The sequence below is a fragment of the Cryobacterium psychrotolerans genome (genome assembly GCF_900101115.1).
Classification (GTDB): Bacteria; Actinomycetota; Actinomycetes; order Actinomycetales; family Microbacteriaceae; genus Cryobacterium; species Cryobacterium psychrotolerans.
Map to the genome: position 1 here is coordinate 23,228 of NZ_FNFU01000017.1, position 25,316 is coordinate 48,543.

Below are 25,316 nucleotides of genomic sequence, written 5' to 3' on the forward strand. Positions count from 1 at the left end.
CAGGGAATCGATGACCAGCGAATCGATCACCAGGGAATCGATCACCCGGGACGGTCCGGATGTCGCGCGCACGTTCGCGCCGACCGAGCACTTCCAGGCCCAGGCCAACGCCGACGCCTCGCACTACGAGCACGCCGACCGCGACAGCGAGCACTTCTGGGCCACGCAGGCCGAGAACCTCGTCTGGACGCAGCCATGGGACGAGGTGCTCGACTGGTCGAACCCGCCGAACGCCCGCTGGTTCCACGGCGGCAAGCTCAACGTCGCCTACAACTGCGTCGACCGTCACGTCGAGTCGGGGCACGGCGAGCAGGTGGCGCTGCACTGGGTGGGGGAGCCTGGTGACACCCGCGACATCACCTACGCCCAGCTCAAGGACGAGGTCAGCCGGGCGGCCAACGCGCTCAGCTCGCTCGGGCTCGTCGCGGGGGACCGGGTCGTCATCCAGCTGCCGATGATCCCGGAGGCGGTCGTCTCCATGCTCGCCTGCGCTCGCCTGGGCCTCGTGCACAGCGTCGTCTTCGGCGGATTCTCGCCGGCGGCGCTGCGCGCCAGGGTCGACGACGCCGAGGCGCGAGTCGTCATCACCTCAGACGGTCAATACCGGCGAGGGGCCGGCGCACCGATGAAGGCGAATGTCGACGAGGCGCTGGTGGGCGCCGAAACGGTGGAGAAAGTCATCGTGGTGCGGCGTGTGGGGGAGCCGGTCGCGATGCAGGAGGGGCGCGACCTCTGGTGGGACGAGTTCGTCGCCTCCCAGTCGCCCGAGCACGAGCCGGAATCGTTCGACTCCGAGCATCCGCTGTTCATTCTCTACACGTCGGGCACGACCGGTAAGCCCAAGGGGATTTTGCACACCTCGGGCGGATACCTCACCCAGGTCGCGTACACGCATCGCGTGGTCTTCGACCTCAAGCCCGACACGGATGTCTACTGGTGCGGCGCCGATATTGGCTGGATCACCGGGCACAGCTACATCGTGTACGGGCCGCTGGCCAACCGCGCCACCCAGGTGATGTACGAGGGAACGCCGAACACGCCCCACGAGGGGCGGCACTTCGAGATCATCGAGAAGTACGGCGTGACCATCTACTACATCGCGCCGACGCTGATCCGCACGTTCATGAAGTGGGGCGAGCACATTCCCCAGGGGTACAACCTCGAGTCGGTGCGCCTGCTCGGCAGTGTGGGGGAGCCGATCAACCCGGAAGCGTGGATGTGGTACCACACGCACATCGGCCGGGGCACGACACCGATCGTCGACACGTGGTGGCAGACGGAAACCGGCGCGATCATGATCACGCCGCTGCCCGGGGTCACCGCCACGAAGCCGGGCTCGGCGCAGGTGGCCCTGCCCGGGATCTCGGTGCAGATCGTCGACGACCACGGTGCGCAGGTCGAGGCGGGCGAGGGCGGTTACCTCGTCATCGACAAGCCCTGGCCGGCCATGTCGCGCGGCATCTGGGGCGAACCGGAACGCGCCCAGGAGGTCTACTGGGACCGGTTCAAGGCGCAGGGCTACTACTTCGCCGGCGACGGGGCGAAGTACGACGAGCACGGTGACATCTGGCTGCTCGGCCGGGTCGACGATGTGATGAACATCTCGGGCCACCGGATCTCGACGGTGGAGGTGGAGTCGGCTCTCGTCTCCCACCCCGCCGTGGCCGAGTCCGCCGTCGTGGGGGCTTCGGACCCGACGACCGGCCAGTCGATCGTGGCGTTCGTGATCCTGCGTGACCGGAACGATGGCGACATCGTCGACCGGGATGCCATCATCGCGAGCCTGAGCGCCCACGTCGTCGCCGAGATCGGGCCGATCGCCCGGCCGAAGCGGATCCTCGTCGTGCCGGAACTGCCGAAGACCCGGTCGGGCAAGATCATGCGCCGGCTGCTGCGGGATGTGGCCGAGGGCCGCGACATCGGCGATGTCGCAACCCTGGCCGACACCTCGGCGATGCGCACCATCGCGACCAGCATGGCAGGCACGCCGACCGCCTAGGTCGTTCGCTGAGAGAGTGGCGGCGGGCGCATTGCGTCCGCCGCCACCCCCGGTGGTCGAGCCCCCAGTGGTCGCGCCCCCAGCGCCCGCGCCTGCTCCACCGCCCCGCGCAGCACCGTTGCTCGAGCCCCCGATGGTCGAGAACGGTGCGAGAGCACCTCGCATGAAATCCCCGCGCCCTTGCCGGACATGCCTCAGTATGAGAGTTGTGACCGACACCGAGCGCGAGAAGCGCATGCGCAACCTCGTCGCGCTCGTCGTCGACCCCGTGCGCCGCTACCTGTATCGCCGCACCGACGCCGCGACGGCCGACGACGTGATCGGCGACACCCTGCTGGTGTGCTGGCGCCGCCTCGACGAGGTGCCCGACGACGCCCTCCCCTGGGCGATCGTCGTCGCTCGACAGTGCCTCAGCAACGCCCGACGCGCCGAGCGTCGCCGCACCCGTCTCATCGGCCGCATCATCGCCATCGACCCGCCGCCGGCCGCTGCGGACGAGAACCCCGCAGCATCCACCGTCGATGAAGGCACCGCCGATGCGGCCCGCGTGACCGCAGCCCTCGCCGGCCTGCGTCGAGACGATGCCGAGATCCTGCGGCTGTGGGCGTGGGACGAGTTGACGAGCCCGCAGATTGCCGTCGTGCTCGGCATCAGCGAGAACGCAGCGGCCATCCGGCTGCACCGCGCGAAGGCGCGCCTCAAGCAGGAGCTACTGAAATCCGGGAACCCGACCGGACATGTACCTTACGACGAAGGGAGCGAAGATGCACGACGATGACCGTGCGCTGCGCGATCAGCTTCGCGCCGCCGATCCGGCCCGCGCGCTGCCCCCTGCCTCACCGACGTGGCTCGACCACAGAATGGAGCAGATCATGACCGACCAATCCTCACCCACCACGACCGCCACGCCCGAGGCGCCGCGACCCGCCTTCCGGCGGTGGATGCCGGTGGTCGGCGTCGCCGCCGGCCTCGCCATCGCCGCCGCAATCGTCGCGCCCCTCGTCCTCCGCGGCCCGGAACCCACCGTCGAGGCGCTGCAGCCTCCCATGGACGGAGGCCTCGCGAGCGGCAGCTGCCTCGTGCTCGAGCCGGCGACCGTCGCGGCGCAGGAGCAGGCGTTCGCCGCGACGGTGCTGCAGATCCAGGGCGACACCGTTCTGCTGGAGGTCACGGAGCGCTTCGCCGGTGACGTTGCCGACCGTGTGGAGGTGACGCAGGTCGACGCGATAACCTCCGACTTCTCGGGCGTGCCCTTCGAGGTCGGCCAGAGCTACCTCGTCGGCGCGGTCAATGGAACGATCACCGGTTGCGGCGTCACCGGGGCCGACAGCGCCGAACTCCGCGCGGTCTATGACGCAGCGTTCCCTGGCTGATCCACGCCCGCGAGAGCGGCTGACGGGAACAGTGCGTGGAATCGTCCCATCTGGGCGGGGAAGGCCACGGCGGTCTGTGCGACCGCGGTGGCGTTCCCCATATCCTCGTCGGCAAGTGAGGCTTGTCTGACTTGCGAGAAGTTCGCATCCCGTGCTGGACACCGAACGTGAGTCGCCGTGGCCCGGGGTATGCCCCAACCATCACGCAGCAACAATTCGAGGTCACGAACGGACGCGGAAGCCGCAGAAAACAGAAATCGCTCCTGAGAATTCTCAGGAGCGATTTCTTCTTGTTTCTGTTTCTGTTCTGTTTGGTCGGGCTGACAGGATTTGAACCTGCGACCCCCTGACCCCCAGTCAGGTGCGCTACCAAGCTGCGCTACAGCCCGCCGTCCCAGCGACTGCAGTTTCACGAAGAAACACGCGGGAGACAACTGGACTAGCTTACCGCCATCATGGGGGTGCCGCAGACCTCTTCTGGGGTGCCCAGTCGTTATTCGGCCTTCAGCGTCCACTGGCCGTCGGCGTTGACCACGATCACCGAGGGTCCGGAGCTGAGCGGGACCGTGCCCGAATAGGCGCCGATCTCGTTGATGAGCAAACCGAAGCTGAAGTCCTCCCCAGTCTGCTCGGTCACCGCGAAGTTGCTGGAACCCGCATGTGTGGCTGCGAGCTTCCCGGCGGGCCCTTCATAGAGGAACACTCGGTCTCCGGCACCCGAGGCGAGGAGCGTTGGTGCCGCGGAGACCGGAGCGATGGTCACGCTCCACTTTCCGTCTGCCGAGATCTCAAGAGTCGTGCCGTCTCCCAGGGAGTTGAAGCCGAAGGCGCTCGTCCCCGTGTACCTGCCGATGGTGTTCACCAGCAGCTGGCCGGTGGAGGCATTCGACGCGTCGAGCACCGAGATCGCGAAGTTGCTGCCGCCGTCGTGCGTGGCGGTCACGATTCCGGCCGTTGCACCGGCCGGGATGGTGACGAGGTTGTCGCCGGTTCCCGTCTGAGTGACCGGGGCGAAGGTGCCGAAGCTGTCGTCCGCCCAGGACTGGACCGTTGCTGCCTCCGCGGGCGCCTCTTCAGCGGGTTCCTCCTCGGCGGGGGCCGGGGCATCCTCGTTCTCCAGGGGGGCGACGGCCGCCGGGCTGTCGCTCGGGCTCGCCGCGTTGGTGACACCCGAGATGATCATGGACAGCACGATCCCGACGGCCGTGATGATCCAGGCGATCTTCTTGTTGGTGTCGTACCCGGCGAGCTTCCGGCCCTGCTTGTCCCGCTGGGCGCCTGCGAGAACGAGGATCAGGTCGACGAGCCACCAGATGTGCCCGCCGCTCCGCTCAGTACGGCGATACCGATGTTCAAGAAAGGAAGCCAGACTTCGGCGGCGAAGTGAGCGACGAGGGTCTGTTCGTTCCTTGGCGTCGCTACCTCAATCGGGAGGTCGAGCGCTCGCATCAGTTTGACGAACTCGACAATCGAGCTTGGGTAGACGAAAGGATCGTCATCTGGCCTGGTCAGGTTTTCCGGCAGTCCTGGGACGACGAGGATGAGATCGTCGCGCCACAAAGTGACTTCATGGTGATCCGCCGCGTCTGTTCCAGCATCGAGATTGTCAGGCATACATACATGATCGCCTATGGCCCCGACATAGACGGTGCAAAAGCGGCAGCGTCGCCTCGGTGTGCGTGGCAGCGTTCAAGCCCGAAATCATCATCTATAGGGCGATCACCGCGGCGGAGACGATCCAGGCGCAAGGGCAGTGGAGGAAAATCGCACCGTGTGCAGCGGAAAGGGCTTCCGCAAGAAGTCTGCGATCCGCGCCCTGCTGGCTTTCGCAAAGAGCCCACCAAACCAAAGGGCCGTTCGCGAAACTCTTCACGAAACGGTCCGGTCGAAACAAAAAGAAATCGCTCCTGAGGATTCTCAGGAGCGATTTCTGGTTTCTGATGTTGTTGGGTGTGTTCGCGGGAACGATTCTCGAGGTGCCGCCGCGATTTGGCCGGGTCCGCACGGTTTCGGGCGCGTCAGATTGGGGTAGGGCGCATGAGCAGCTCACGCTGGGGACGATCGAGGTAGTCACCGGCAGCCCGGCCGGGTCCGCCGATCAGGACAACCCGACGATCTCGCCGTTGTCGTCGATGTCGATGCGTTCGGCTGCCGGTGCGGACGAGAGACCAGGCATGGTGCGCATGTCGCCGCAGATGGGATAGATGAACCCCGCCCCGATCGACGCACGCACCTCACGCACCGGCAGTCGCCACCCGGTGGGTGCTCCTTTGATTTTGGGGTCGGCCGATAGGGACAGGTGTGTCTTGGCGATGCACACCGGCAGGCTGCCGAAGCCTGCCCGCTCGTACTTGTCGAGTTGCCGAGCTGCCAGAGGCGAGAGGTCCAAGCCGTCGGCGCCGTACATCTCGCGCGCGATCACATCGATCTTGTCGACCAAGGGAAGTTCGTCGGGATAGAGCCGGTGGAAGCTCGACGGTTCAGCGCAGGCTTCCGCAACAGCCTCGGCCAGCTCGACCGCACCCCTGCCGCCTTCGGTGAAGTGGTAGCTGATCGCCGCGCGCACACCTTCCTCTGCCGCGACGTCCATGATCGCCTGATGCTCACTGTCGTAGTCGGTGGGAAATGCGTTCACCGCAATGACCGGCGTCACTCCGTGCCGTCGGATGTTGGCGATCTGCCGGCGCAGGTTCGCTGCCCCGGCGATGACGTCGTCGGGATTCTCGGCGAGCATCTCCGGTGGCAGCGGTCGGCCGGCGACGACCCGGTACTTGTTCGAGTGAGTTTTCAGGTCACGCACGGTCGCGACGATGACGGCGACATCCGGCGCCAGCCCGGAGGCACGGCACTTGATATTGAAGAACTTTTCCGCGCCGATGTCTGCACCGAACCCCGCCTCGGTGATGAGGTAGTCGCCGGCATGGATGCCGATCAGATCGGCGACGACCGAGGAGTTACCGGTGGCGATGTTCCCGAACGGACCGCTGTGGACGAGCACTGGCGTCTGCTCCACGGTCTGCATCAGGTTCGGCTTGATGGCGTCCTTGAGTATCGCGGTCATGGCGCCGGCCGCCTTGAGCATCTCGGCGGTCACCGGTTCGCCGCCGCGGTTGTAGCCGACGACGATTCTTCCCATCCGTTCACGGAGATCCCGCAACGACGTGCACAGCGACAACAACGCCATCACCTCGCTGGCTGCGGAGATGTCGAAACCGGATTGGAACGGATTGCCGTCGTCAGGACCGCCGAGCCCGGTGATGATGGTGCGCAGTTCGCGATCGTTGACGTCGAGGACACGTCGCCAGGTGATCTCATGGGGGTCGAACCCGAGACGGTTTCCCTTGTGGATGTGGTTGCCGATCATCGCCGACAATAGATTGTGGGCCGCGGTAACGGCGTGCGTGTCGCCGGTCAGGTGCAGGTTCAGTGCCTCCATCGGGACCACCTGAGCGTAGCCGCCACCAGCGGCTCCGCCCTTGATGCCGAACGTCGGCCCCATCGACGGCTGCCGTATCGCGACGATCCCGAGCTTGTCGATGTGCCGGAAGCCCTGACCGAGCCCGACCGCAGTGGTCGTCTTGCCCGACCCGAGTGGAGTCGGCGTGATTGCGGTGACGACGACATACTTGGCCCGTGGACGGTCACGGAACTCATCGATCGCATCGAGGGAGATCTTCGACGCCGCACTTCCGTACGGTTCCAGCAGGTGTGGACCGATGCCCATGTCGGCTGCAACCTCTTCAAGCGGGCGACGGGCCGCAGCGCGCGAGATAGCGAGATCCGACGGCATGGCCGTGGTAATTGATCGAGATGGCTTGAACATGGTGCCTCCTCAGCGCCTCAGCGCCCCTGGGGCCTGGTGACCCAAGCGTACTGTCAGGCCACGGGCGCGTGCCGGCGTGGCGTGGAGCAGTTCGAATGGGGCGTTGCGGTACTGCCCCGGGTCCAGTTGACTCGTTGGAGCTGGTCAGAGTCAATCAAGTCGTCATCAGTCCCCATTAAACGAAACGTGATGAGACGACTTTCCGAGACGCTCGGGGCGGGGGCACCGAGCTCAGCGACTAGGTCCGGCTCAGCGCTTCCTCATCGGCCGCAACATTCTTCTGCACGGCGAACTGGGTCCGGTGCAATTCCTCGTACCGCCCACCCGCAGCCAGCAGTTCCTCGTGCGTACCGCGCTCCACGATCGAGCCGTCCTCAACCACGAGGATCAGGTCCGCGCTGCGGATGGTGGAGAGGCGGTGTGCGATCACCATCGCCGTCCGTCCCTCGAGTGCCTCGCTGAGCGCAGCCTGCACGGCGGCCTCAGACGTCGAGTCCAGCGCCGCCGTCGCCTCGTCGAGGATGACGACGCGCGGCTGGGCGAGCAGGAGCCTCGCGATGGTCATCCGCTGGCGCTCGCCCCCGGACAGCCGGTAGCCACGCTCTCCCACCATGGTGTTCAGCTGGTCTGGCAGGGACCGGATGAGCGGCTCGAGCCGCGCGCGGCGGACGGCGTCCCACACCTCGTCGTCGGACGCCTCCGGCCTCGCGAGGCGCAGATTGGAGAGGATGGTCTCGTGGAACAGGTGGCCGTCCTGCGTCACCATGCCCAGGGTGTGCCGCATGGAGACGAAAGTGACATCGCGGACATCCGTCCCCGCGAGGCGCACGGCGCCGCTGTCGACGTCATACAGGCGCGAGAGGAGCTGCGCAATTGTGGACTTGCCGGCACCGGACGTACCAACGAGGGCAACGGTCTGCCCCGGCTCGATCCTGAAGGACACGCCGTGCAGCACCTCCTCGCCGCCGCGGGTGTCTAGCGTGGAAACTTCCTCGAGAGAGGCGAGGGAGACTTTGTCCGCGGACGGGTAGGCGAAGCGGACGTCGTCGAACTCGACGGCCACCTGGCCTTCGGGGACGGCGACGGCGTCGGGCTTCTCCTTGATGAGCGGTTCGAGGTCCAGCACCTCGAAGACGCGCTCGAAGCTGACCACCGCGCTCATGATCTCCACCCGTGCGTTTGCGAGGCTGGTGAGCGGCGCGTAGAGGCGGGTGAGGAGGAGCGCCAGGGTGACCACGTCACCGGTATTCAGCTGGCCGGCGAGTGCGAGGGAGCCGCCGAGCCCATACACGAGCGCGAGGGCGAGAGCGGAGACGAGCATCAGTGCGGTGAAGAAGACGAACTGCAGCATCGCGGTCCGGACCCCGATGTCGCGGACGCGGGCGGCGCGGACGCGGAACTCCTCGGCCTCCTCGTCGGGCCGGCCGAACAGCTTGACGAGGGTGGCGCCGGGCGCCGAGAAGCGCTCGGTCATCTGCGTGCTCATGGCGGAATTGTGATCGGCGGCCTCGCGGCGCAGCGCGGCGAGGCGGCTGCCCATGCGGCGCGCGGGTACCAGGAAGATGGGGAGCATGATCACGGCGAGAACCGTCACTAGCCAGGACGTGCTGAGCATGACGATCAGGGTGAGGATCAGCGCCACGAGGTTCGTGACCACGCCGGACAGCGTGCCGCTAAAGGCCTGCTGAGCGCCGATCACATCGTTGTTGAGGCGGCTCACGAGGGCGCCCGTCCGCGTGCGGGTGAAGAACGCGATCGGCATTTTCTGCACGTGGTTGAAGACGGCGGTGCGGAGGTCCAGGATCACGCCTTCGCCGATCCGCGCCGAGTACCAGCGCGTCACGAGTGACACGGCGGCGTCGGCCACGGCCACGAGGGCGATGACGACGGCGAGCCAAACGATTGTGGTGACCTCGCCCCGGGCGACGATGACGTCGACCACCTGGCCGGCGAGTACCGGCGTCGCGACCGCGAGGAAAGCTCCCACGGTGGAGAGGGTGATGAAGATCAGCAGCTTGGACCGGTAGGGCATCGCGAACGTCATGATCCGCCGAACGGACTCACGGGAGAAGCCGTGCTTACCGTCCCTGGCGGTAGAGATCTTGTACAGCGAGCTCCAGGCCGCGCCTTCCATGCTCATTAAGGTTCCTTCCGTGGGCAAACGACCAGCTTAGATGGCGACTTGCCCGAGCTCGGGGTTCTCCCCAGCGGCGGCGAGCCGAGGGTGTTTGAGGAAACGGCTCGGCCGGCAACGAACGTGTGGGCGGTATTTGCGACGCGGCTGCCGAGGTGACGCGCGGTGCGCCGGTCAGCGTCATGGACCGCGTCGGGTCCGCGGTCATTCCATAACCGTGCGCCGGCTCCGAGGTAGAAGCCAAGACGGTTGTCGTCGTGGTCGGTGGATGCGGTCAGTCGGCGTCAATCTGACAAGGCGCCCTATGGCGAAGGCAGACCGCCAGCAAGGTAAGCGTGATCTCTGGTTGCAATCGATGGATGCGTTGGGTATCGGATTCGATTCATAGCGCGGCCCTGGGGCGCGTGTGGGTGAAGGGCTGACAACACACGCACCTCGGGGCCGCGGGAAAGTGGAGGAAAATCTGATGGGCCGCGGAGGAAAAAGCCATTCCATCATCGTCCCGGATCGCGCCCTCCTATGTTTAGCAAAGAGCCCACAGATGGGCCGGTCGCGAAACTCTTCACGAAACGGTCCGGTCGAAACAAAAAGAAATCGCTCCTGAGGATTCTCAGGAGCGATTTCTGTTTTCTGCGGCTTCCGCGTCCGTTCGTGACCGCGGCCTCGGCCTCGCGCCGACTAGCGCGTCGCTCTCCGCCTAGGCCGATCAATCGAAGACCATTGAGTTTGATCGGGTGTACGGTTCGCGATATGACGATCAGGGTCAGACGGTTTGCCGTCGCTGCATTGGTTGCTGCGTTCTTGACGGCTGGAGCCGTGGCGTCCGCTTATGGGTCCGAGGCTGGCGATCCGGCACCGGATTCGAATAAGGTGACCCCGTCCTCTTTGCCGTTGGACGTCACCGGTGATGCTTCCTTCTCGGAGGAGCGTGATCGGCTGTATGCGCTCCTTTCTCCTCTCCTAGACTCCAATGGCAGCTATATCTGGGACTTCGAAAACGAGATACTGACGATTCAGATGACGTCCGAGGCGGCCCTCGATCAGGTGCGGGAAATCATCGCAGACTCCGGAACCTTTCTCACCACCGACTTCGTGCACGTTCAGTACTCGGAGCGGGAACTGAACGAACTTGCCGACTATCTCCTGGGAAATCAGCTCGAATGGGCGGGAGCGACAGGAATCGGCGGTGGCTATTTGCCCCAAGCCAACCGCGTCATCCTGCAGGTTGATCCCGACTACGGTGATGGCCCCGCTCTCATACACGCGATCGAGGAACTCAACGACCCACGCGTTAATCTGGAACTCGTCGAGCCCTCGGAAACTGGGGGACCAGAAAGCAGGATCGACGACTACGCTCCTTGGAGCGCCGGCCCAAAATCAAGAAGGGGACTGCTGGGCTGCGTTGTCTACTAGCCTGCGATGATCCTGGTCGGTTGTTCCTCGTCGCCCACGGGTTCCGCAGCGCCAAGATCAGCATCGATATTCAACACCTCATGCTCGCCATCAAGCTGGGCCAGCAGCACAGCCGCATTCTCCGCGAGTCGCCTCGCCGATTTCCATCGCAAGTCGACCGGATCACCGTCGACCCCGAGAACGACGTCAGTCGCAATCGAAAAAGCAACTTCGCCCCCTATCCGTAGGTGCCGGACCAATTCCTTGTGGATGCGTCGGCTGGTCCGTTGGCTGGAACGATCCGTCTTAGCGTTGCGGTAGTTGCTACCGCGCCGAGCGAGGTCGACGGACTCACCGACGTAGACGGTGCCCCTGCCACCGGGCTCGAGGGCTCGGAACGAGAACCGGTAAAGTCCAGGCGCGCGTGGGAGCGGTGGAAAGGACGGCCAGCCGTCGCTGTCAAGCGTGATGCCGCCAGCGTGTAACCAAGTGAAGCTCGTTGTTGCGGAGACTGTGTCGATTTCAGTCAGCCGAGTGGGGTCGAAACCTCGTGAGCTACGCGTCGACGGTGACGGCGCTGCAGGAACGGGCGGTTGATCCATATCGACCGGGAATCCGAGCTTCCGCAGTTGGCGTCGCGCCGTTTGGGAAGTGAAGGCAGCGTGCGGCAGGCCTGCCGCGATGCCGAATGCTTGTTTGACTGGCCACTCACGTCCGTCGATAACGACCGAGTACTCGAATACGCGATCCGGTTCATGCCCCCGCAGCCGTTCACTGACGTCGGCTCGTGTCAGATCGCGCTTCTCCCCATTGATGATGAACTCCACGCGGCTCTTCCCTACTTATTCGTTGGATGGCGAGACTATCGCGCCGCTGGGGACTGGCCTGTCTGTAGAGGCGCTGCGTCGGAATGCTGCTGGCGCCGACGCGGCCTGTCGGGTTTCGATCCTGCTTTCATAACCCGCTCAGATCGGCCAGAGACCCGTGCCAGTGTCGCTGCTTCATCCGGGCAATCTTAGAAACTCGCAAGTACGGTCGGGGATCCGCTGAGCGTTGAGCACGAGACGTCGCCGTGCTGGGTTTCGTAAACAGCCGACAGATAGATGAGCAAGAAATTGCTCTTGAGGATACTCACGAGCGATTTCTTGTCAACGCTGGGTCGCTATTCGGCCTTGAGCGTCCACTCGCCGTCGGCGTTGACCACGATCACCGAAGGGCAGGCGCTGAGCGGGACCGTGCCCGAATGGTCGCCGATCTCGTTGATGAGCAGACCGAAGTTGAAGTCCTCCCCGGTCTCCTCGATCACCGCGAAGTTGCCTGAACCCGCGTGCGTGGCAGCGAGCTTCCCAGCTGCCCCGTCATAGAGGATTGTTTCCTCGTCCGTCGTCGTTACCCGGGCAACTCGCTCGTTAGTATGAAGAAATGCGCTTTGCTCTCTCCGCACGCGATGGCGCAAGGTGCGCTGCTCTAATGGGACGCCACGTAGAGCAGACGCTGGAAAAAATTTCCGGGACGGCAGCAAACGGGGACTTCATCCCGGCTTCGCGCGGAGTGAGTTTATGATTCGTCAGGGTTTCGTCGAGTGGGCCGGGTACAAGACCTGGTTCGCCTCTTTTGGAGAGAGCGTCGCTGGCCGGCTTCCTTTGCTTGTTGCCCACGGTGGGCCGGGGATGACGCACGACTATCTGCTTCCCCTCCAGGCGCTCGCCTCAAGCGGCCGTCAGGTGGTTTTCTATGACCAGCTGGGCAATGGCAACTCGACTCACCTCCCCGAGTATGGGGGCGACACTGGATTCTGGACGCCAACTCTCTTCCTTGCCGAGCTCGATGAAGTGATCAAGCACCTGAATCTTGACGCAGGAATGCACTTCCTCGGCCAATCGTGGGGCGGGATGCTCGGAATCGAGTACGCCGTGCGGCGTCCCAAAGAACTCGCGTCGCTCATCCTTGCCGATTCGCCTTCGTCGATGTCCACCTGGGCGGCCGAGCTCGGCAAGCTGCGCGATGGCCTACCAGACGACATCCGACAGGTTCTTGACGCATGTGAGGCAGCGGGAGCCACCGACACTCCGGAATACGCTGAAGCCACGCTGGCCTTCTACCGTCGGCACCTTTGCCGGCTCGATCCCTGGCCAGAGGGCATGCAGAGAACCTACGATCTGGCCGTGCAGTTTCCGACGGTGTACGGCACGATGATCGGTGCCAGTGAGTTCAATGTGACCGGTTCGCTCAGTTCGTGGGACATGGATGACCAGCTGTTCAGAATCTCGGTGCCGACCTTGGTCCTGCATGGTGAATTCGATGAGGCAACTGATGAAGTGGTGCGCGCCAGTCGTGAACTCATCCCCGATGTCGAGTACCGAAAGATTCCGGGCACAAGCCACACTCCACATCTCGAAAAGCCCGAGTTGACCATCCCGATTATTGCCGAGTTCCTCGCGCGCCACGATTTGTCGTAGCGACTCAAACAGAGAGACACCGATGAGCTCGCCCCCGGCGAGCAGCGCCGATGACAGTGTTCGAGCCAGTGGGCGCAGGCCCCACTACTCGGGTCTGTTAAGCCCGATGTACATGCTGTGATGCAGGTCGGCCACGTGCATCATCACGGCATCCGCGGCCGCGACCCTGTCTCGGGCGGCGATCGCATCGCGCATGACCCGGTGATCCTCGTTGCTCTCGTGCAGGTAGGCGATCGGATAAGGCAGGAAGTAGGAGTGGAGGTCCGCGAGTGTGCGCCGATAAAGCGGAAGTACGTTCGACAAGCCGGCTGCGGACGCCACGCGAAGGTGGAAGGCCTCGTCGCCGCGGCGAAAGCTGGCCCAGGACTCCGTCGCCGCCATCTCGCCGATGGCGGCATCCATCGCGGCGAGGTCGGCCTCGGTGCGGTGCTCGCACGCAAGGTGCGCGAAACCGGCCTCGAGCACGCGCCTCTCGTCAATGAGCTGCCGCACCCGATCGGCGTCGGCGCGGTAGGCGGCGGTTTGCGGCACCGCGTCTCGCGGCGGGTTCTTCGCGAGGTAGGTTCCCCCGCCCCGCCCTCGACTGCGCTCGACGACTCCCGCGCGCTGCAGCTCGGTGAGGGCCCGGCGCACCGTGATCTCGCTCACCTCGAGTCCCGCCGCCATGTCGGCGGCGGTGGGAAGGCGCTCACCCGGAGAGAGGAGGCCGAGGTCCGCGGCGAGCGAGATGCGGGCACGGACCGTGTCGACGGCGCTCGTTCGCCGGATCGACCCGACGGCACCGGCGCTGAGGGCGGGAGGCAGCATAGAAGGTACTCCTTTGGCTGCGCTCACGCCCTCAGCGTATCAAGGCTCAGATCCCCTTGGTAGCGATGGTCGAGGTGGCCTCCGAATCGACTTCGGCGTCGTTCCTTCCCCGTCGCTGGCCGATGATGGCGCCGGCAACCAGCGCCGCGACAGGGATGAGCCCGAGGATCACGCTGACCGCCACGCTGGAGCCCGTCACGAGGGTGAAGTTCGAGAGGACGAGCCACATGCTGACTGTGAGCGCAAGAACAGCGACCACCGGAATGATGCGCGTCGTCCACAGCCGGCCAGGAGCCAGGTCGCGGTGGCGCGCGAAGAACACGACGACCGCGATCGAGGTGGTCAGCATGAGGATGACCATGCCGACCGTCGCGACGCCTGCCATCGAACCGAAGACGCCGACGAGGGGGTCAAGTCCGACGATGGCGAACACCGTGACGAGCACGAGAGCCGTGATCGACTGCGTGATCGACGAGACCGCCGGAGAGTGCTGCTTGGGGTGCACCCGCCCGAGGCCCGCCGGCAGGAGGCTCTTCCGGGCGAGCACGAACTGGTAGCGCGCGATGACGTTGTGGAACGACAGCACGCAGGCGAACAGGCTCGTGATGAGCAGCACCTGCATGATGTCGCGCAGGGTCCCGCCGATGTACAGCTGGGCCGTGTCGAGCAGCATGTTGCCTTCGCCGGCGAGCGTGCGCTTTGCTACGTCGACCGCGTTGCTCGGCCCGTCGGCCAGGATCATTGCCCAAGCGGAGATTGTGTAGAAGATGCCGATGATGAGCACCGCGAGGTAGGTGGCTCGGGGAATGGTGCGCTCCGGGTCACGAGCTTCGTCACGGAAGACCGCGGTCGCCTCGAACCCGATGAACCCGGTGAGAGCGAACAGCACGGCGACACCGAGCGGCCCGGAGAACACAGCCTCGGGGGTGAACGAGGTCAGGGAGATGCCCTCCGCTCCTCCGCTGATGAAGATCGCGGCGTCCATCACGACGACGACCGCGATCTCGAGCACGAGTGCGATTCCGAGCACCGTCGCGCTCAGTTCGATGTGCCGATAGCCGAGCGCCGCGACGATCGCGATTGTGACAAGCGCGTACAGCCACCACGGCAGCTCTGGTCCTCCGTAGAAGGTCACGAGGTCGTTCGCCGCCCAGCCGAGGAAGCCGTAGACGCCGACCTGAATGGCCGTGTAGGCAACGAGCGCCACGAGGGCGATCCCCATCCCGGCCCGTTTGCCGAGGCCGAGAGTCACATAGGCGAAGAACGCCCCGGCTTCCTTCACGTGGGGAGTCATCGTGACGAATCCGACGGCGAAGAGGAGCAGGACGAGGGAGGCGATCAGGAACCCCACGGGAGCGCCGACGCCAGGGCCGATGCCGACCGCGAGAGGCACGTTGCCGGCGAGCACGGTGAGCGGTGCCGCGGCGGCTATCACCATGAAGACGATTCCGCCGGTACCCAACCTGCCGGAGAGTTGGCCCGTCGGAGTCGCTCGGGCCTTGGTGGGAACGTGAGTAGTCATGCTGTCCTTATCTGTTGGGTGGAGTCACGATCGACGGCGGATGCCGGTGCTGGGGAAACTTGGGGCGTCTCGTAGAGGTCTGAACGACGGTCGTCGAGGTAGGGGTTGGCGCGTCGCGCTTCATCCACGACCTCGGTGTCGATCGTCGCGGTGAGCGTGCGTGTGCCGTGCTCAACCGAGTCGAGCACCTGCGCGAACGGATCGACGATGCGGCTACGTCCCACATAGGAGAGGGTGAGCTCGTGCCCGTCATGGTTGGCGTAGGCGACGTAGACCTGGTTCTCCCAGGCGCGAGCGCGCACGACCTGCTCGGCGATGAACTCGAATGGTGCCATCTGCGCCGTTGGTACCGCGATCAGGTGGGCGCCGGCGGCGGCGGCGGCGCGCACGGGTTCAGGGAACTCGACGTCGTAACAAATGAGAGTCGCGATGCGCACTCCGCGGAACTCCACCATCGAGACGAGATCGTTTCCCGCGGTGAAATAGGTGTGGTCGAGTTCGCCGAACAGGTGGGTCTTTCGATAGGTGTTCTTGACCTCGCCGGTTTCGTCGATGAACACGGCGACGTTGTAGTGGTGCCCGTCTTCGAACAGCGGCAGGCCGACGATGAGGGCGATCCGCTCCTCGCGAGCGACCTCCGCAGCGGCGGCCGTCAGATCGGTGCGCCCCAGTTCGTGGACGAGCGGGCCGATATTGTAGCCCGTGAGGAACAGCTCCGGGGTGATGAGCAGGTCGGCGCCATCCGCTACCGCCGCGCGCGCCGTCGCCCTCAACTCGGCGAGATTCTTCTCGACGTCGCCGGGCACGCCGGCCGTCTGCAGCACTGCAATCTGGATCTTCACATGTCGTCCGATTCACTAGGCGATGAATTGATCAATTTGAGCAGTATAAGTGGCACCGCGGAACCACGCCGAGTGCCACGCTGTCTTGCGCAGTCCGTGAGTTGACGGGCGACAGGTGCGTCACGTGCGACGCGGTCCCCGCGGTCCCCGCGGTCCCCTCGGTCTACCGCATCCAGCGTTTCGCCAGGTGAACAAGAAGGGCCCCCGAGAAATCGGGGGCCCTTCTGTATTACCGGTCGGCTTCCGGTGGCCGAGCCTGTCGGGAATCCCCGGTCATCACGCGGAACCATTCCGCGGCTGCCTCAGCGCAGGAAGCATCCTCTGGCGCAGTTGCGCCGCTGACGCCGATCCCGCCGACGATCAGGTCCTTCTCCCGGAAAGGGACGCCGCCCGGGAAAATGACGTAGCGCCCGCCACCATTCGCCTGCAGGCCGAAGAGCGGCCCACCGGGGGCCGCCAGGAGGGCCAGCTCAGCGGTGGGCGCGCTATGCGCCACGGACGTGAATGCCTTGTCGACTGCCAGCGTCGGACCGGCGATCTCCGCGCCGTTCATGCGTGCGAAGGCAACCAGGTGGCCACCTCGATCGACGACGGCGATGCTCACGAGCACGCCCAGTTCCTCGGCGCGCTCCCGGGCGACGGCCACCATCCTTTCGGCGGTGCCGAGTGTCAACGACCGACTCATCGGGCTCCGGAGCCTACCGGTGCCGAGTCCTCTTCCGGCACTGCGTCGTCTACGCCTCCGGTGGCGAGGACTGCGCCTGCCCGCTTGAGCAGTTCAGGACGCTTTCGACCGAGGACGAATGCGATGCCTGCCATGACGGCGATGAGTGTCAACACGATGTAGGGGAACGTGTTCAGCGGAGCCGGCGGCACCGGGTAGACCTGCCCGTAGATCGGTATCCCGAGGAGCAGGATGCCGAGGACGGGGAGCACGACGTGCCGCCAGAGGGTCCGTTCGGCCCGGCCGGGGCCACTGAAATGACGCATGCACGCAATGTTGGTGAGGATGTAGACGGGAATAATCGCGAGGGTCAGGATCGATCCGAGGTAGATATAGGCATTGAACGGCCCGGCCAGGAGCCCGACACCAAAGGTGAACACGACAGCGACGGCCGCCTGCAACCAGATCGCGTTCGCCGGTGTGCGGTGGACGGGATGGATGCGTCCGAGCACGGGCGGCAGCATGCCCTCTCTGCCCATCGCGAAGAGAATGCGAACGACGCCATTGTTGGCGTTCATGGTTACGGCGAAAATACTCGAGACGCCGGCCAGGCCGATCAGCAGCTCCAGCCACGGTGCGTACGTTGCCGCGAGGGTGTTGAACGGTGCGGCGTCCTTGACGAGCTTGCCGACGCCATCGGTACCGAAGCCGATCATCTCGCTGTAGGTCGTGAACAGGTAGATCGCCCCGACGAGCAGCAGCGACAGGAACATGCCGCGCGGGATGTTCCGGTGCGGATTGCGCACTTCCTCGCCGAGGGTGGTGGCGGCCTCGAAACCCACGAAGGACAGGATGCCGAACACCATGCCGAGTGCCAATCCGGAAAGACCGTTTGGCGACGAAGCAGGGGACAACGGCTCCAGCGTCAGGCCGTTCGCGCCGCCCTGGGCCAGCACAATTGCGCTGAGGAGCACGATCACCGCAACTTCAACGACGAAGAGGATCGCTGCGGTCTTCAGGGAACCGGTGATGCCGCGAAACGACAAGAAAACCATGAGCACGAGGAAGGCAGCGGAGATGACCATCCAGGAGATGTGCACGCCGTAGCCGGCCAGGATGCCCTCGGCATAGGTGCCGATCAGCGCGAGTTCCGCGGGCACGAGCAGGCCATAGGCAATGAACATGAGGCCACCCGTGACGAAACCGCTGCGGGCGCCGATCCCGCGCGATACGTAGGTGTAGAAGGATCCAGCACCAGGAAAAGTACGTGCCATCTCCATGATGCTGCTCGCCAGGACGAGCATGACCACAAGCGCCAGGACGAACACGAGCGGCGTCGCAGCCCCGGCGTTGGCCGCCACCACCTGCGGATTGAAGTACACGGACACCGCGGGTCCCATGAGCGCAGCGGACATGATGACCGCCCCGCCCAGGCCTAGCGCGTTCCTGCGCAAAGCATGCGTTTCTGCCAAAGCGACTCCTTCGTCGATCAAGTTGATGAGAACGGGCTGACGGTACATGCCGCAGATGGAACGTGTCAAATCGTTGGCCAAGGGTCCGGCAGAGTCTCTCACCCGGGATCTGGACGCGGGATCCGCGACCTCCACTCAAGGAAACGAAAAGTTCCTTGACACCCGACCATCGGCGCGCCTAAATTCAGTCCAACGAACATTTCGTTCGCTAGGAAGTAACACATTGTTTCTTTGAGCCGATCGGATGTTCGCATGATCGATGGCCTAGCAGACGCGGGCGAGGTGACGCCGGAGGAATCGCTGGGTGCGCGTATCCGCGAGTTTCGACTCGCTCGCCGCATCAGCTTGCGCGCGCTTGCCCTGCTCGCTCATACCTCACCGGGCTTCCTGAGCCAACTTGAGCGAGGCCAGGCCAACGCCAGCGTAGGGACCCTTCGCAAGCTGGCGGATGGACTGGGAATCACTCTGCCTGACCTCTTCACGGACGATGACGTCACGAGACCCAAAGTATTGCGGCGCGAACACCGTCCGGAGATTCACACCAGCAACCTGACCTCGAAGTACCTGTTGTCTCAGAAGCCACTGCGCAATCTGGAGGTGTATGTCGCTGACTTCCTTCCCGGCGGAAACTCGGGCGATGCGTACACTCACGGCGATGTTCAGGAAATGCTTGTTGTCATTTCCGGCAGCGTGACATTGGAACTGGCTGGCGCTGAGTACCAACTGAACCGTGGCGACAGCGCCGAGTACCGCACGTCGACGCTCCACTCGGTCCGCAACACCAGCGCGGAACCGGCAGAGGTCATGTGGATCATCAGCCCACCAACCCTCGGAGCCCCTTAAGCCTCCAGCGACTGATTCTGGTCAACACGGGAACCGCCGAGTCCTCATCCTGAAACGCAACGAAGCTCACAAGGAGAAAAAATGAAAATCGCGAAATCAACCTGGAGTGTCCGGGTCGGTGCCATCGCCACCGTCGCCGCAGGCTCACTCTTTCTAGCCGCCTGTACCACAGGTGGCGGCGGACCGGCTAAACCAGTCGATCTCGGGAGCGGAGCGGCGGTCTCTGGGTCTGTCAAGGCAAATGCCTTGACGGGCCAGACCCTGACCTTCGTTTCCTACGGGGGTATTTACCAGGATGGCCAAGTCGCCGCAGCCATCTCTCCGTTTGGTGCTGCTTCAGGCGCGAAAATCCTTCAGGACGGGCCCACGGACAATGCCAAGCTGAAGGCGCAGGTCACCTCAGGAAATGTGACATGGGACGTTGTCGACACCACGAACGTCTTCGCAGCCCAGCAGTGCGGCAAATTGTTCATGCCGCTCGACACCAGCATCGTGGACACGAGCAAGATCCCGGCCGGCCTGCTTACAGACAAGTGCTCGGTGCCGGCGATGAGCTACGGCATGATCGTCATGTACAACACCAAGAAGTATGGAGCCAACCCTCCGACCAGGTGGGCCGATTTCTACGACACCAAGAAGTTCCCTGGTAAGCGAGGGATCGAGGGCGGAACTGGCGACCTCGACCCGGGTGTCTTTGAAGGTGCCTTGCTCGCCGATGGTGTTTCCGCCGACGCCATGTACCCGATCGATGAGAAGCGCGCCATGAAGAAGATGGCGTCGATCCGGAAGGACATCGTGTTCTGGTCGACCGGCGCCCAGTCCCAGCAGCTGCTCGAATCGGGTCAGGTTGACATGGCGCTGGTCTGGAGTGGTCGCGCGTACTCTGCGGTGAAGAACGGCGCGGCGTACGCGCCGATGTGGGACCAGTGGATGCCCGAGGCTGACGCCCTCGCTGTCCCTATCGGCGCTAAAAACCCGAAAGCATCAATGGCAATGATCAACTACTACCTCGGGAGCGAGCAACAGGCCAAGCTCACCGAACTGACCTCATACAGTCCCGTAAACACGGATTCCAAGCCGAAGTTGGACGAGCTGGCTCAATCCTTCGTGACGACCACGCCTGAAAGAGTCAAGGATGCCTTCAAGCTGGACAACGCCTGGTGGGCAGAGAACCATGACGAAATGGTTACGGCCTACACGAACTGGCTGGCCGGCTAGGCATCTCGATGGCTACCGTGGAAGCACTCGTGGCAGGACCTATTACCGCTGACACGGTCATCGACCAGGCGGCCCCATCGAAGAGGTGGGGCCGCCTGGGCTTGCTCGTCCCGGCAGGGCTATTGCTGATCATCGGGTTCATCGTCCCGCTGGTCATCATGCTGTGGTACGCGTTCACGGACCCCTCGGTTGGGTTTGGCAACTTCGCGTGGTACCTGGGAGACGCGGTGCAGCAGCGGATACTGCTGCGCACGTTCACGACTGCTGTCAACGTGACAGTCATCTGCCTGCTGCTGGGATATCCATACGCCTACGCCATGGTTGCAGCAGGGCCGAAGCTGCGAGCTGTGCTGACCTTGCTGGTCCTCGTGCCCTTCTGGACCAGCTTGATGGTTCGCACGTTCGCCTGGGTGATATTGCTCCAGGATCACGGGCCGATTCAGTCCCTCCTCGCAACCGTCGGTCTGGGTCAGATCCCGCTCATCAGGACCAACCTGGGCGTCGTTATCGGCATGAGTCAGGTCCTGCTGCCATTCTTCGTCTTGCCGCTGTACGCGGTAATGACAAATATCGATCGCCGCTTGATTCTGGCTTCTTCGAGCCTTGGCGCCGGCCCGATTACGTCCTTCTTTCGGATTTGGCTGCCATTGTCCTTACCTGGGGTGGGCGCCGGTTCGCTGATCGTGTTCATTAGCAGCCTGGGCTTTTACGTGACCCCGGCGCTGCTGGGGTCTCCAGGGAATTCGCTGATCAGCCAACAGATATTCACTCAGGTGAACGGGCTGCTGCAATGGGGTCGCGCCGGGACCATGGGGGTCGTGCTAATTGTCATCACGCTCGCGATCCTCGCAATCCTGGCGCTCGTCATTGGGCGTTCAACCAGCACGATCAAGGGGGTGCGCTGATGAGAAAGCCCGCGGCACGGATGTGGAAGGGCGCCTTGTGGCTGTTCTGCGCGCTGGTGGCGCTGTGGCTGGCCGCTCCTTCGTTGATCGTCATCCCGCTCAGCCTGACCGACAAGCCATCCTTCTCCTTTCCGCCGACCGGCTGGTCGACGCGCTGGTACACGAACTTCTTCCAGGACCCAAGCTGGGTTGGAGCCCTCGCGTCCAGTTTGCAGGTGGGGGCGCTTGTCGCGGTCGTCGCGACCATTGCCGGCACCGCTGCTGCTGCAGCTCTGACCCGATCGGCATTCCGTGGCCAACAGACCGTGAAGGCGATACTTCTCGCGCCCATGATTGCGCCGGTGATCGTCGTCGCAGTCGGGCTGTACGCGCTGTTCCTCCGCACAAACCTGCTGGGAACAACTCTTGGCTTTGTCATTGCGCACAGTGTTCTCGCTCTGCCGTTCGTCATCATCCCCGTTACGGCGAGCCTGAACGGCTTCGACCGTCGCCTCGAGAGCGCCGCGGCTATCTGCGGAGCGAATCGCTGGACCACGTTCCGTCAGGTCACGTTGCCGCTCGTTGCGCCCGGTGTTATCTCGGGTGCCCTGTTTGCCTTCGTCACCAGCTTCGACGAAGTCGTCTTGTCCCTATTCATTCAGAGTCCGTATCTTCAAACCCTCCCCGTGAAGATGTACGCCTCCGTCACGCGGGACACCGACCCGACAATAGCGGCGGCCGCCACCCTCATCCTGGGATTGACGACCGTTCTCACGCTGACCACAACTTTCTACATTGCTCGGAGGAATCGTGTCCGATAGTTCGATCTCGCAGGGTGCTGCCATCACCCTCAATAAGCTGACCAAGCGTTACGGTGATGCAACGGCCGTAGACGCGATTGACCTCAACGCAGAGCCTGGCGAGTTTCTCACCCTGCTGGGGCCCAGCGGTTCGGGCAAGACGACCACACTCAACATGATCGCCGGGTTCGTGGACGTCACCGAAGGTGAAATCCTCGTCGATGGCAAGCCCGTCTACGCCCTTCCGCCCCACAAACGGAACATGGGAATGGTGTTCCAGCACTACGCGCTGTTTCCTCACATGTCGGTGGGCGACAACGTTGCGTATCCGCTTCGCCAGCGCAGACTGCCCAAATCCGAGCGAGGGCGCCTTGTCGCGGATGCATTGAACAAGGTCGGCCTTGCCAATCTCTCCCACCGCATGCCGCGGCAGTTGTCCGGCGGGCAGCAGCAGCGCGTCGCCCTCGCGCGCGCGATCGTTTACAGCCCGCGAGTGCTGCTGATGGATGAACCACTCGGGGCATTGGACAAGAAGCTTCGTGACTCCCTGCAGCTGGAGATCAAGCGGATCCATGCGGAGCTCGGGACCACCTTTGTATACGTCACACATGACCAGGACGAAGCCCTCGTTCTTTCAGACCGCATTGCGGTGTTCAACCAGGGAAAGATCGAGCAGGTGGGCAGCGCCCAAGACCTCTACGAGCGTCCGAGCACGATTTTTGTCGCACAGTTCGTCGGTGAATCGTCCTTGTTCCACGGTCTGGCTGTCGACCATGGAGCGGGGAAGGGGGTGTTGAGTTCAGACAGGACTTTGCATGCGCACCGGGGTGACGCGCGAACCGGCGCGCCCGCCGCTCTGGTCGTGCGTCCCGAGCGGATTCGAGTGCAGTCAATCGACGGGACGGCACCGAGCGGCAACGCGGTTCGGGGGCGCATCCTTCAGGAAATCTACCTTGGCAACTCACGCAAGCTTGAGGTTGAACTGGGCGACGGAAGTAAAGTCCTCGTCCGCGAATCCGCGGGTGATGTCACGGCGAATCGCCCCGGGGACCTCGTGTGGCTCACTTTCCGCGCCGAAGACGCCGTTGTCCTCACAAGTAATGAGAGCCCCGATAGGCCACAGGCCGCCGACGACCACGTTCCCGTCTTCGCATCGCACTAGCCGTCCACAGAAACAGGAGTGCATCAATGACCAGCATCAAGCATGACTCTCGGCAGGCCGAGCGTGCGATCCCAAACGGCGGCGTTTCTTTCTGGTACTCCAGCACCGAAATCCCCGCGTACCGTGCTCCGCTTCCTGGCGACCTGGAAGCCGACATCTGCATCGTCGGGGCTGGGTTCACCGGGCTGTGGACCGCGTACTACCTGAAACGCGAGCAGCCCGATCTGCGAATCGTCATCCTTGAGAAGGAATTCGCAGGATTCGGTGCGTCTGGCAGAAACGGCGGCTGGCTTTCTTCAGAGCTCGCAGGATCACGCTCTGCCTACGCGTCGACCCACGGGCATCAGGGCGTTGTCGACTTGCTGCGCGCCATGCGAGGCGCGGTGGATGAGGTGATCGAAGTCGCACGGGCCGAGAACATCGACGCCGACATTGTCAAGGACGGACTTCTTCATGTCGCCCGCAACAGTGCGCAGCTTGGCCGGCTGCAGGAGAGCCTCGAGTATGAAAAACTTTGGGGCGCGGGCGCGGACGACTTTGTTCTCCTGAGTCGCGCTGAACTGGACGCCCGAATCGTCGTTGAAGGTTCCCGAGGTGCCACTTACAGCCCTCACTGCGCCCGCGTCCAACCGGCCAAGCTCGTGCGGGGTCTCGCCGCCGCAGTGGAGCGGCTTGGAGTCTCCATCTATGAACAGACGACGGTGCGAGAGATCAAGCCTCAGACTGTCCACTCGGACCGGGGGATAGTCCGAGCGCCGATCGTTCTTCGCTGCCTGGAGGGATTCACTCCAAGCATCGAAGGTGAACGGCGCACGTGGTTGCCGATGAATTCCTCGATGATCATCACCGACCCTCTACCGGAATCGGTGATGTCCCAGATCGGGTGGGCAAGTGGAGAGCTGCTCGGAGACGCAGCTCACGCGTACATGTATGCCCAGCGCACCGCGGATAATCGAATCGCCCTCGGTGGACGTGGCATCCCGTATCGGTATGGGTCCCGCACCGATGACAATGGTGAGACCCAGGGCTGGACGATCCGCGCTCTGACTGACTTGCTCCACGGCATGTTTCCCGCAGCAAGTGACGTTCCAATCGCTCAAGCCTGGAGCGGTGTCCTGGGTGTACCCCGTGACTGGTGCGCGACGATTGAACTCGACCAGGAAACTGGTCTCGGCACCGCGGGGGGCTACGTGGGCAGTGGGTTGACGACCACCAACCTTGCCGGTCGGACCCTCGCCGACCTCGTGCTCCGCCGTGACACCGAACTCACCCGACTCCCGTGGGTCGGGCGTCGCGTTCGCCCGTGGGAGCCTGAACCTTTGCGTTGGCTGGGTGTGCAAGCCATGTACACGCTCTATCGCGAAGCTGACCGTCGTGAATACGAACGGGACCTGCCGGGCACCAGCAAGATCGCACGCTTCGCCAATAAGATCACGGGCCGCTGAACTGCCCATCAAGAGCAACGCCGATCAGAAAAGGAAATATCGTGAGCGAAAACGAAGCCCTGGCCAGCGCGAAGACCGGCTCCGAGACCGTCAGTCTGCGTCACGTGATGGCAAATACTGTGGCCCTCCCGCAACCACAGTCCAAACCCACAAGCCGAACAGGTCAGATGGAATCGACGCTCAGCCTGTGGGAGGCCGGCCCCCACACCTCAACCGGGGTTTGGGAATGCGAGCCGGGCGAGTTCACCGCTGTGCGCGACACCTGCACCGAGGTTTGCCAAATCCTGAGCGGAACCGCCACGGTGCATGGTGACGACGGGACGAGCGTTCACCTTGCAGCCGGCTCACTTCTTGTGCTCCCGATTGGGTGGCGCGGTACTTGGGTCATTCACGAGACGATCCGCAAGACCTATGTCCTCGTGGGGGCCGCGACCGAGCCCGAGCCCATTGCCGAACCGCACTGAGCCTCGTGGAGCC

Annotated in this window: 23 protein-coding genes and 1 tRNA gene; 12 read left to right on the plus strand and 12 right to left on the minus strand. The window is 63.9% G+C overall.

The annotated features are described in order from the left end of the window. Positions 1-10: 10 nt before the first annotated feature. From acs to BLQ39_RS15880, 3 genes are all read left to right on the plus strand, one after another. Positions 11-1,999 (plus strand): acetate--CoA ligase, encoded by a 1,989-nt coding sequence (gene acs / locus BLQ39_RS12440; RefSeq protein ID WP_092324440.1) that lies wholly within the window; start codon positions 11-13, stop codon positions 1,997-1,999. A gap of 208 nt (positions 2,000-2,207) precedes the next feature. Then, positions 2,208-2,777 carry an RNA polymerase sigma factor gene (locus tag BLQ39_RS12445; protein WP_092324393.1) on the plus strand — a complete coding sequence of 190 codons (570 nt, stop codon included), beginning with the start codon at positions 2,208-2,210 and terminating at the stop codon, positions 2,775-2,777. A 94-nt stretch (positions 2,778-2,871) separates the two neighbouring features. After that, on the plus strand, positions 2,872-3,372 hold the full coding sequence (locus BLQ39_RS15880) for a hypothetical protein (protein WP_167738525.1): 501 nt from the start codon (positions 2,872-2,874) through the stop codon (positions 3,370-3,372). A 312-nt stretch (positions 3,373-3,684) separates the two neighbouring features. Here the strand turns inward: BLQ39_RS15880 and BLQ39_RS12455 are convergent. The 5 genes from BLQ39_RS12455 to BLQ39_RS12475 form a co-directional block, all read right to left on the minus strand. Further along, positions 3,685-3,761, minus strand: a tRNA-Pro gene (locus BLQ39_RS12455). Between the two features lie 104 nt (positions 3,762-3,865). Beyond that, positions 3,866-4,555: a hypothetical protein gene (locus tag BLQ39_RS12460; protein ID WP_135109274.1), complete on the minus strand. Its 690-nt coding sequence runs from the start codon at positions 4,553-4,555 to the stop codon at positions 3,866-3,868. A gap of 110 nt (positions 4,556-4,665) precedes the next feature. Further along, a complete protein-coding gene (locus tag BLQ39_RS12465; protein ID WP_135109276.1) occupies positions 4,666-4,986 on the minus strand; it encodes a hypothetical protein in 321 nt (106 codons plus the stop codon). A gap of 484 nt (positions 4,987-5,470) precedes the next feature. Then, a complete protein-coding gene (locus tag BLQ39_RS12470; RefSeq protein WP_198417077.1) occupies positions 5,471-7,195 on the minus strand; it encodes a formate--tetrahydrofolate ligase in 1,725 nt (574 codons plus the stop codon). 238 nt (positions 7,196-7,433) lie between these two features. Beyond that, positions 7,434-9,335, minus strand: coding sequence for an ABC transporter ATP-binding protein (locus BLQ39_RS12475; RefSeq protein WP_092324401.1), 1,902 nt, complete (start codon positions 9,333-9,335; stop codon positions 7,434-7,436). A 744-nt stretch (positions 9,336-10,079) separates the two neighbouring features. Here BLQ39_RS12475 and BLQ39_RS12485 point away from each other — a divergent pair. After that, a complete protein-coding gene (locus BLQ39_RS12485) occupies positions 10,080-10,742 on the plus strand; it encodes a hypothetical protein (RefSeq protein ID WP_092324402.1) in 663 nt (220 codons plus the stop codon). On the opposite strand, the gene BLQ39_RS15640 is transcribed toward BLQ39_RS12485, so the two are convergent. After that, on the minus strand, positions 10,739-11,548 hold the full coding sequence (locus tag BLQ39_RS15640; protein ID WP_134574771.1) for a GIY-YIG nuclease family protein: 810 nt from the start codon (positions 11,546-11,548) through the stop codon (positions 10,739-10,741). The genes BLQ39_RS12485 and BLQ39_RS15640 overlap by 4 nt on opposite strands. Positions 11,549-11,883: 335 nt before the next feature. Beyond that, positions 11,884-12,027, minus strand: coding sequence for a hypothetical protein (locus BLQ39_RS15885; protein ID WP_166784382.1), 144 nt, complete (start codon positions 12,025-12,027; stop codon positions 11,884-11,886). Positions 12,028-12,280: 253 nt separating this feature from the next. On the opposite strand from BLQ39_RS15885, the gene BLQ39_RS12495 reads away from it, so the two are divergent. Next, complete coding sequence (locus tag BLQ39_RS12495; RefSeq protein ID WP_092324406.1) at positions 12,281-13,180, plus strand: proline iminopeptidase-family hydrolase; 900 nt, start codon at positions 12,281-12,283, stop codon at positions 13,178-13,180. Positions 13,181-13,264: 84 nt separating this feature from the next. Here the strand turns inward: BLQ39_RS12495 and BLQ39_RS12500 are convergent, their stop codons facing one another. The 5 genes from BLQ39_RS12500 to BLQ39_RS12520 all read right to left on the minus strand — a co-directional run bounded on the left by BLQ39_RS12500 (position 13,265) and on the right by BLQ39_RS12520 (position 18,487). Next, the gene (locus tag BLQ39_RS12500) at positions 13,265-13,987 is read right to left on the minus strand and encodes a FadR/GntR family transcriptional regulator (protein ID WP_092324407.1); all 723 of its coding nucleotides are present in this window, start codon (positions 13,985-13,987) and stop codon (positions 13,265-13,267) included. Positions 13,988-14,033: 46 nt separating this feature from the next. Further along, the gene (locus BLQ39_RS12505; protein ID WP_092324409.1) at positions 14,034-15,509 is read right to left on the minus strand and encodes an APC family permease; all 1,476 of its coding nucleotides are present in this window, start codon (positions 15,507-15,509) and stop codon (positions 14,034-14,036) included. Next, entirely contained in the window at positions 15,506-16,351 is an 846-nt protein-coding gene (locus BLQ39_RS12510) for a carbon-nitrogen hydrolase family protein (protein ID WP_092324411.1), read from the minus strand. The genes BLQ39_RS12505 and BLQ39_RS12510 overlap by 4 nt, the downstream gene beginning before the upstream one ends. 229 nt (positions 16,352-16,580) lie before the next feature. Beyond that, positions 16,581-17,024 carry a GlcG/HbpS family heme-binding protein gene (locus BLQ39_RS12515; protein WP_198417078.1) on the minus strand — a complete coding sequence of 148 codons (444 nt, stop codon included), beginning with the start codon at positions 17,022-17,024 and terminating at the stop codon, positions 16,581-16,583. An 8-nt stretch (positions 17,025-17,032) separates the two neighbouring features. After that, positions 17,033-18,487, minus strand: coding sequence for an APC family permease (locus tag BLQ39_RS12520; protein WP_218121505.1), 1,455 nt, complete (start codon positions 18,485-18,487; stop codon positions 17,033-17,035). A 252-nt stretch (positions 18,488-18,739) separates the two neighbouring features. Here BLQ39_RS12520 and BLQ39_RS12525 point away from each other — a divergent pair, with 252 nt between their 5' ends. The 7 genes from BLQ39_RS12525 to BLQ39_RS12555 all read left to right on the plus strand — a co-directional run bounded on the left by BLQ39_RS12525 (position 18,740) and on the right by BLQ39_RS12555 (position 25,303). Continuing rightward, complete coding sequence (locus tag BLQ39_RS12525; RefSeq protein ID WP_092324415.1) at positions 18,740-19,330, plus strand: helix-turn-helix domain-containing protein; 591 nt, start codon at positions 18,740-18,742, stop codon at positions 19,328-19,330. An 81-nt stretch (positions 19,331-19,411) separates the two neighbouring features. Continuing rightward, positions 19,412-20,548 (plus strand): ABC transporter substrate-binding protein, encoded by a 1,137-nt coding sequence (locus BLQ39_RS12530; RefSeq protein WP_092324417.1) that lies wholly within the window; start codon positions 19,412-19,414, stop codon positions 20,546-20,548. An 8-nt stretch (positions 20,549-20,556) separates the two neighbouring features. After that, positions 20,557-21,453, plus strand: a complete 897-nt coding sequence (locus tag BLQ39_RS12535) for an ABC transporter permease (RefSeq protein ID WP_092324418.1) — start codon at positions 20,557-20,559, stop codon at positions 21,451-21,453. After that, positions 21,453-22,253, plus strand: coding sequence for an ABC transporter permease (locus BLQ39_RS12540; RefSeq protein WP_092324420.1), 801 nt, complete (start codon positions 21,453-21,455; stop codon positions 22,251-22,253). Before BLQ39_RS12535 ends, BLQ39_RS12540 begins: the two co-directional genes overlap by 1 nt. Then, on the plus strand, positions 22,243-23,394 hold the full coding sequence (locus BLQ39_RS12545) for an ABC transporter ATP-binding protein (RefSeq protein WP_092324421.1): 1,152 nt from the start codon (positions 22,243-22,245) through the stop codon (positions 23,392-23,394). The genes BLQ39_RS12540 and BLQ39_RS12545 overlap by 11 nt, the downstream gene beginning before the upstream one ends. Before the next feature lie 26 nt (positions 23,395-23,420). Then, complete coding sequence (locus BLQ39_RS12550) at positions 23,421-24,839, plus strand: NAD(P)/FAD-dependent oxidoreductase (RefSeq protein WP_092324423.1); 1,419 nt, start codon at positions 23,421-23,423, stop codon at positions 24,837-24,839. Positions 24,840-24,880: 41 nt separating this feature from the next. Next, positions 24,881-25,303, plus strand: coding sequence for a cupin domain-containing protein (locus tag BLQ39_RS12555; RefSeq protein ID WP_241982811.1), 423 nt, complete (start codon positions 24,881-24,883; stop codon positions 25,301-25,303). Positions 25,304-25,316: the final 13 nt, after the last annotated feature.

Coding starts and splice junctions, on each gene's coding strand:
- acs (WP_092324440.1), top strand. CDS start 11: ATGACCAGCGAATCGATCACCAGGGAATCGATCACCCGGGACGGTCCG.
- BLQ39_RS15880 (WP_167738525.1), top strand. CDS start 2,872: ATGACCGACCAATCCTCACCCACCACGACCGCCACGCCCGAGGCGCCG.
- BLQ39_RS12460 (WP_135109274.1), bottom strand. CDS start 4,555: ATGATCATCTCGGGTGTCACCAACGCGGCGAGCCCGAGCGACAGCCCG.
- BLQ39_RS12465 (WP_135109276.1), bottom strand. CDS start 4,986: ATGCCTGACAATCTCGATGCTGGAACAGACGCGGCGGATCACCATGAA.
- BLQ39_RS12470 (WP_198417077.1), bottom strand. CDS start 7,195: ATGTTCAAGCCATCTCGATCAATTACCACGGCCATGCCGTCGGATCTC.
- BLQ39_RS12475 (WP_092324401.1), bottom strand. CDS start 9,335: ATGAGCATGGAAGGCGCGGCCTGGAGCTCGCTGTACAAGATCTCTACC.
- BLQ39_RS12485 (WP_092324402.1), top strand. CDS start 10,080: ATGACGATCAGGGTCAGACGGTTTGCCGTCGCTGCATTGGTTGCTGCG.
- BLQ39_RS12495 (WP_092324406.1), top strand. CDS start 12,281: ATGATTCGTCAGGGTTTCGTCGAGTGGGCCGGGTACAAGACCTGGTTC.
- BLQ39_RS12500 (WP_092324407.1), bottom strand. CDS start 13,987: ATGCTGCCTCCCGCCCTCAGCGCCGGTGCCGTCGGGTCGATCCGGCGA.
- BLQ39_RS12505 (WP_092324409.1), bottom strand. CDS start 15,509: ATGACTACTCACGTTCCCACCAAGGCCCGAGCGACTCCGACGGGCCAA.
- BLQ39_RS12525 (WP_092324415.1), top strand. CDS start 18,740: ATGATCGATGGCCTAGCAGACGCGGGCGAGGTGACGCCGGAGGAATCG.
- BLQ39_RS12530 (WP_092324417.1), top strand. CDS start 19,412: ATGAAAATCGCGAAATCAACCTGGAGTGTCCGGGTCGGTGCCATCGCC.
- BLQ39_RS12535 (WP_092324418.1), top strand. CDS start 20,557: ATGGCTACCGTGGAAGCACTCGTGGCAGGACCTATTACCGCTGACACG.
- BLQ39_RS12540 (WP_092324420.1), top strand. CDS start 21,453: ATGAGAAAGCCCGCGGCACGGATGTGGAAGGGCGCCTTGTGGCTGTTC.
- BLQ39_RS12550 (WP_092324423.1), top strand. CDS start 23,421: ATGACCAGCATCAAGCATGACTCTCGGCAGGCCGAGCGTGCGATCCCA.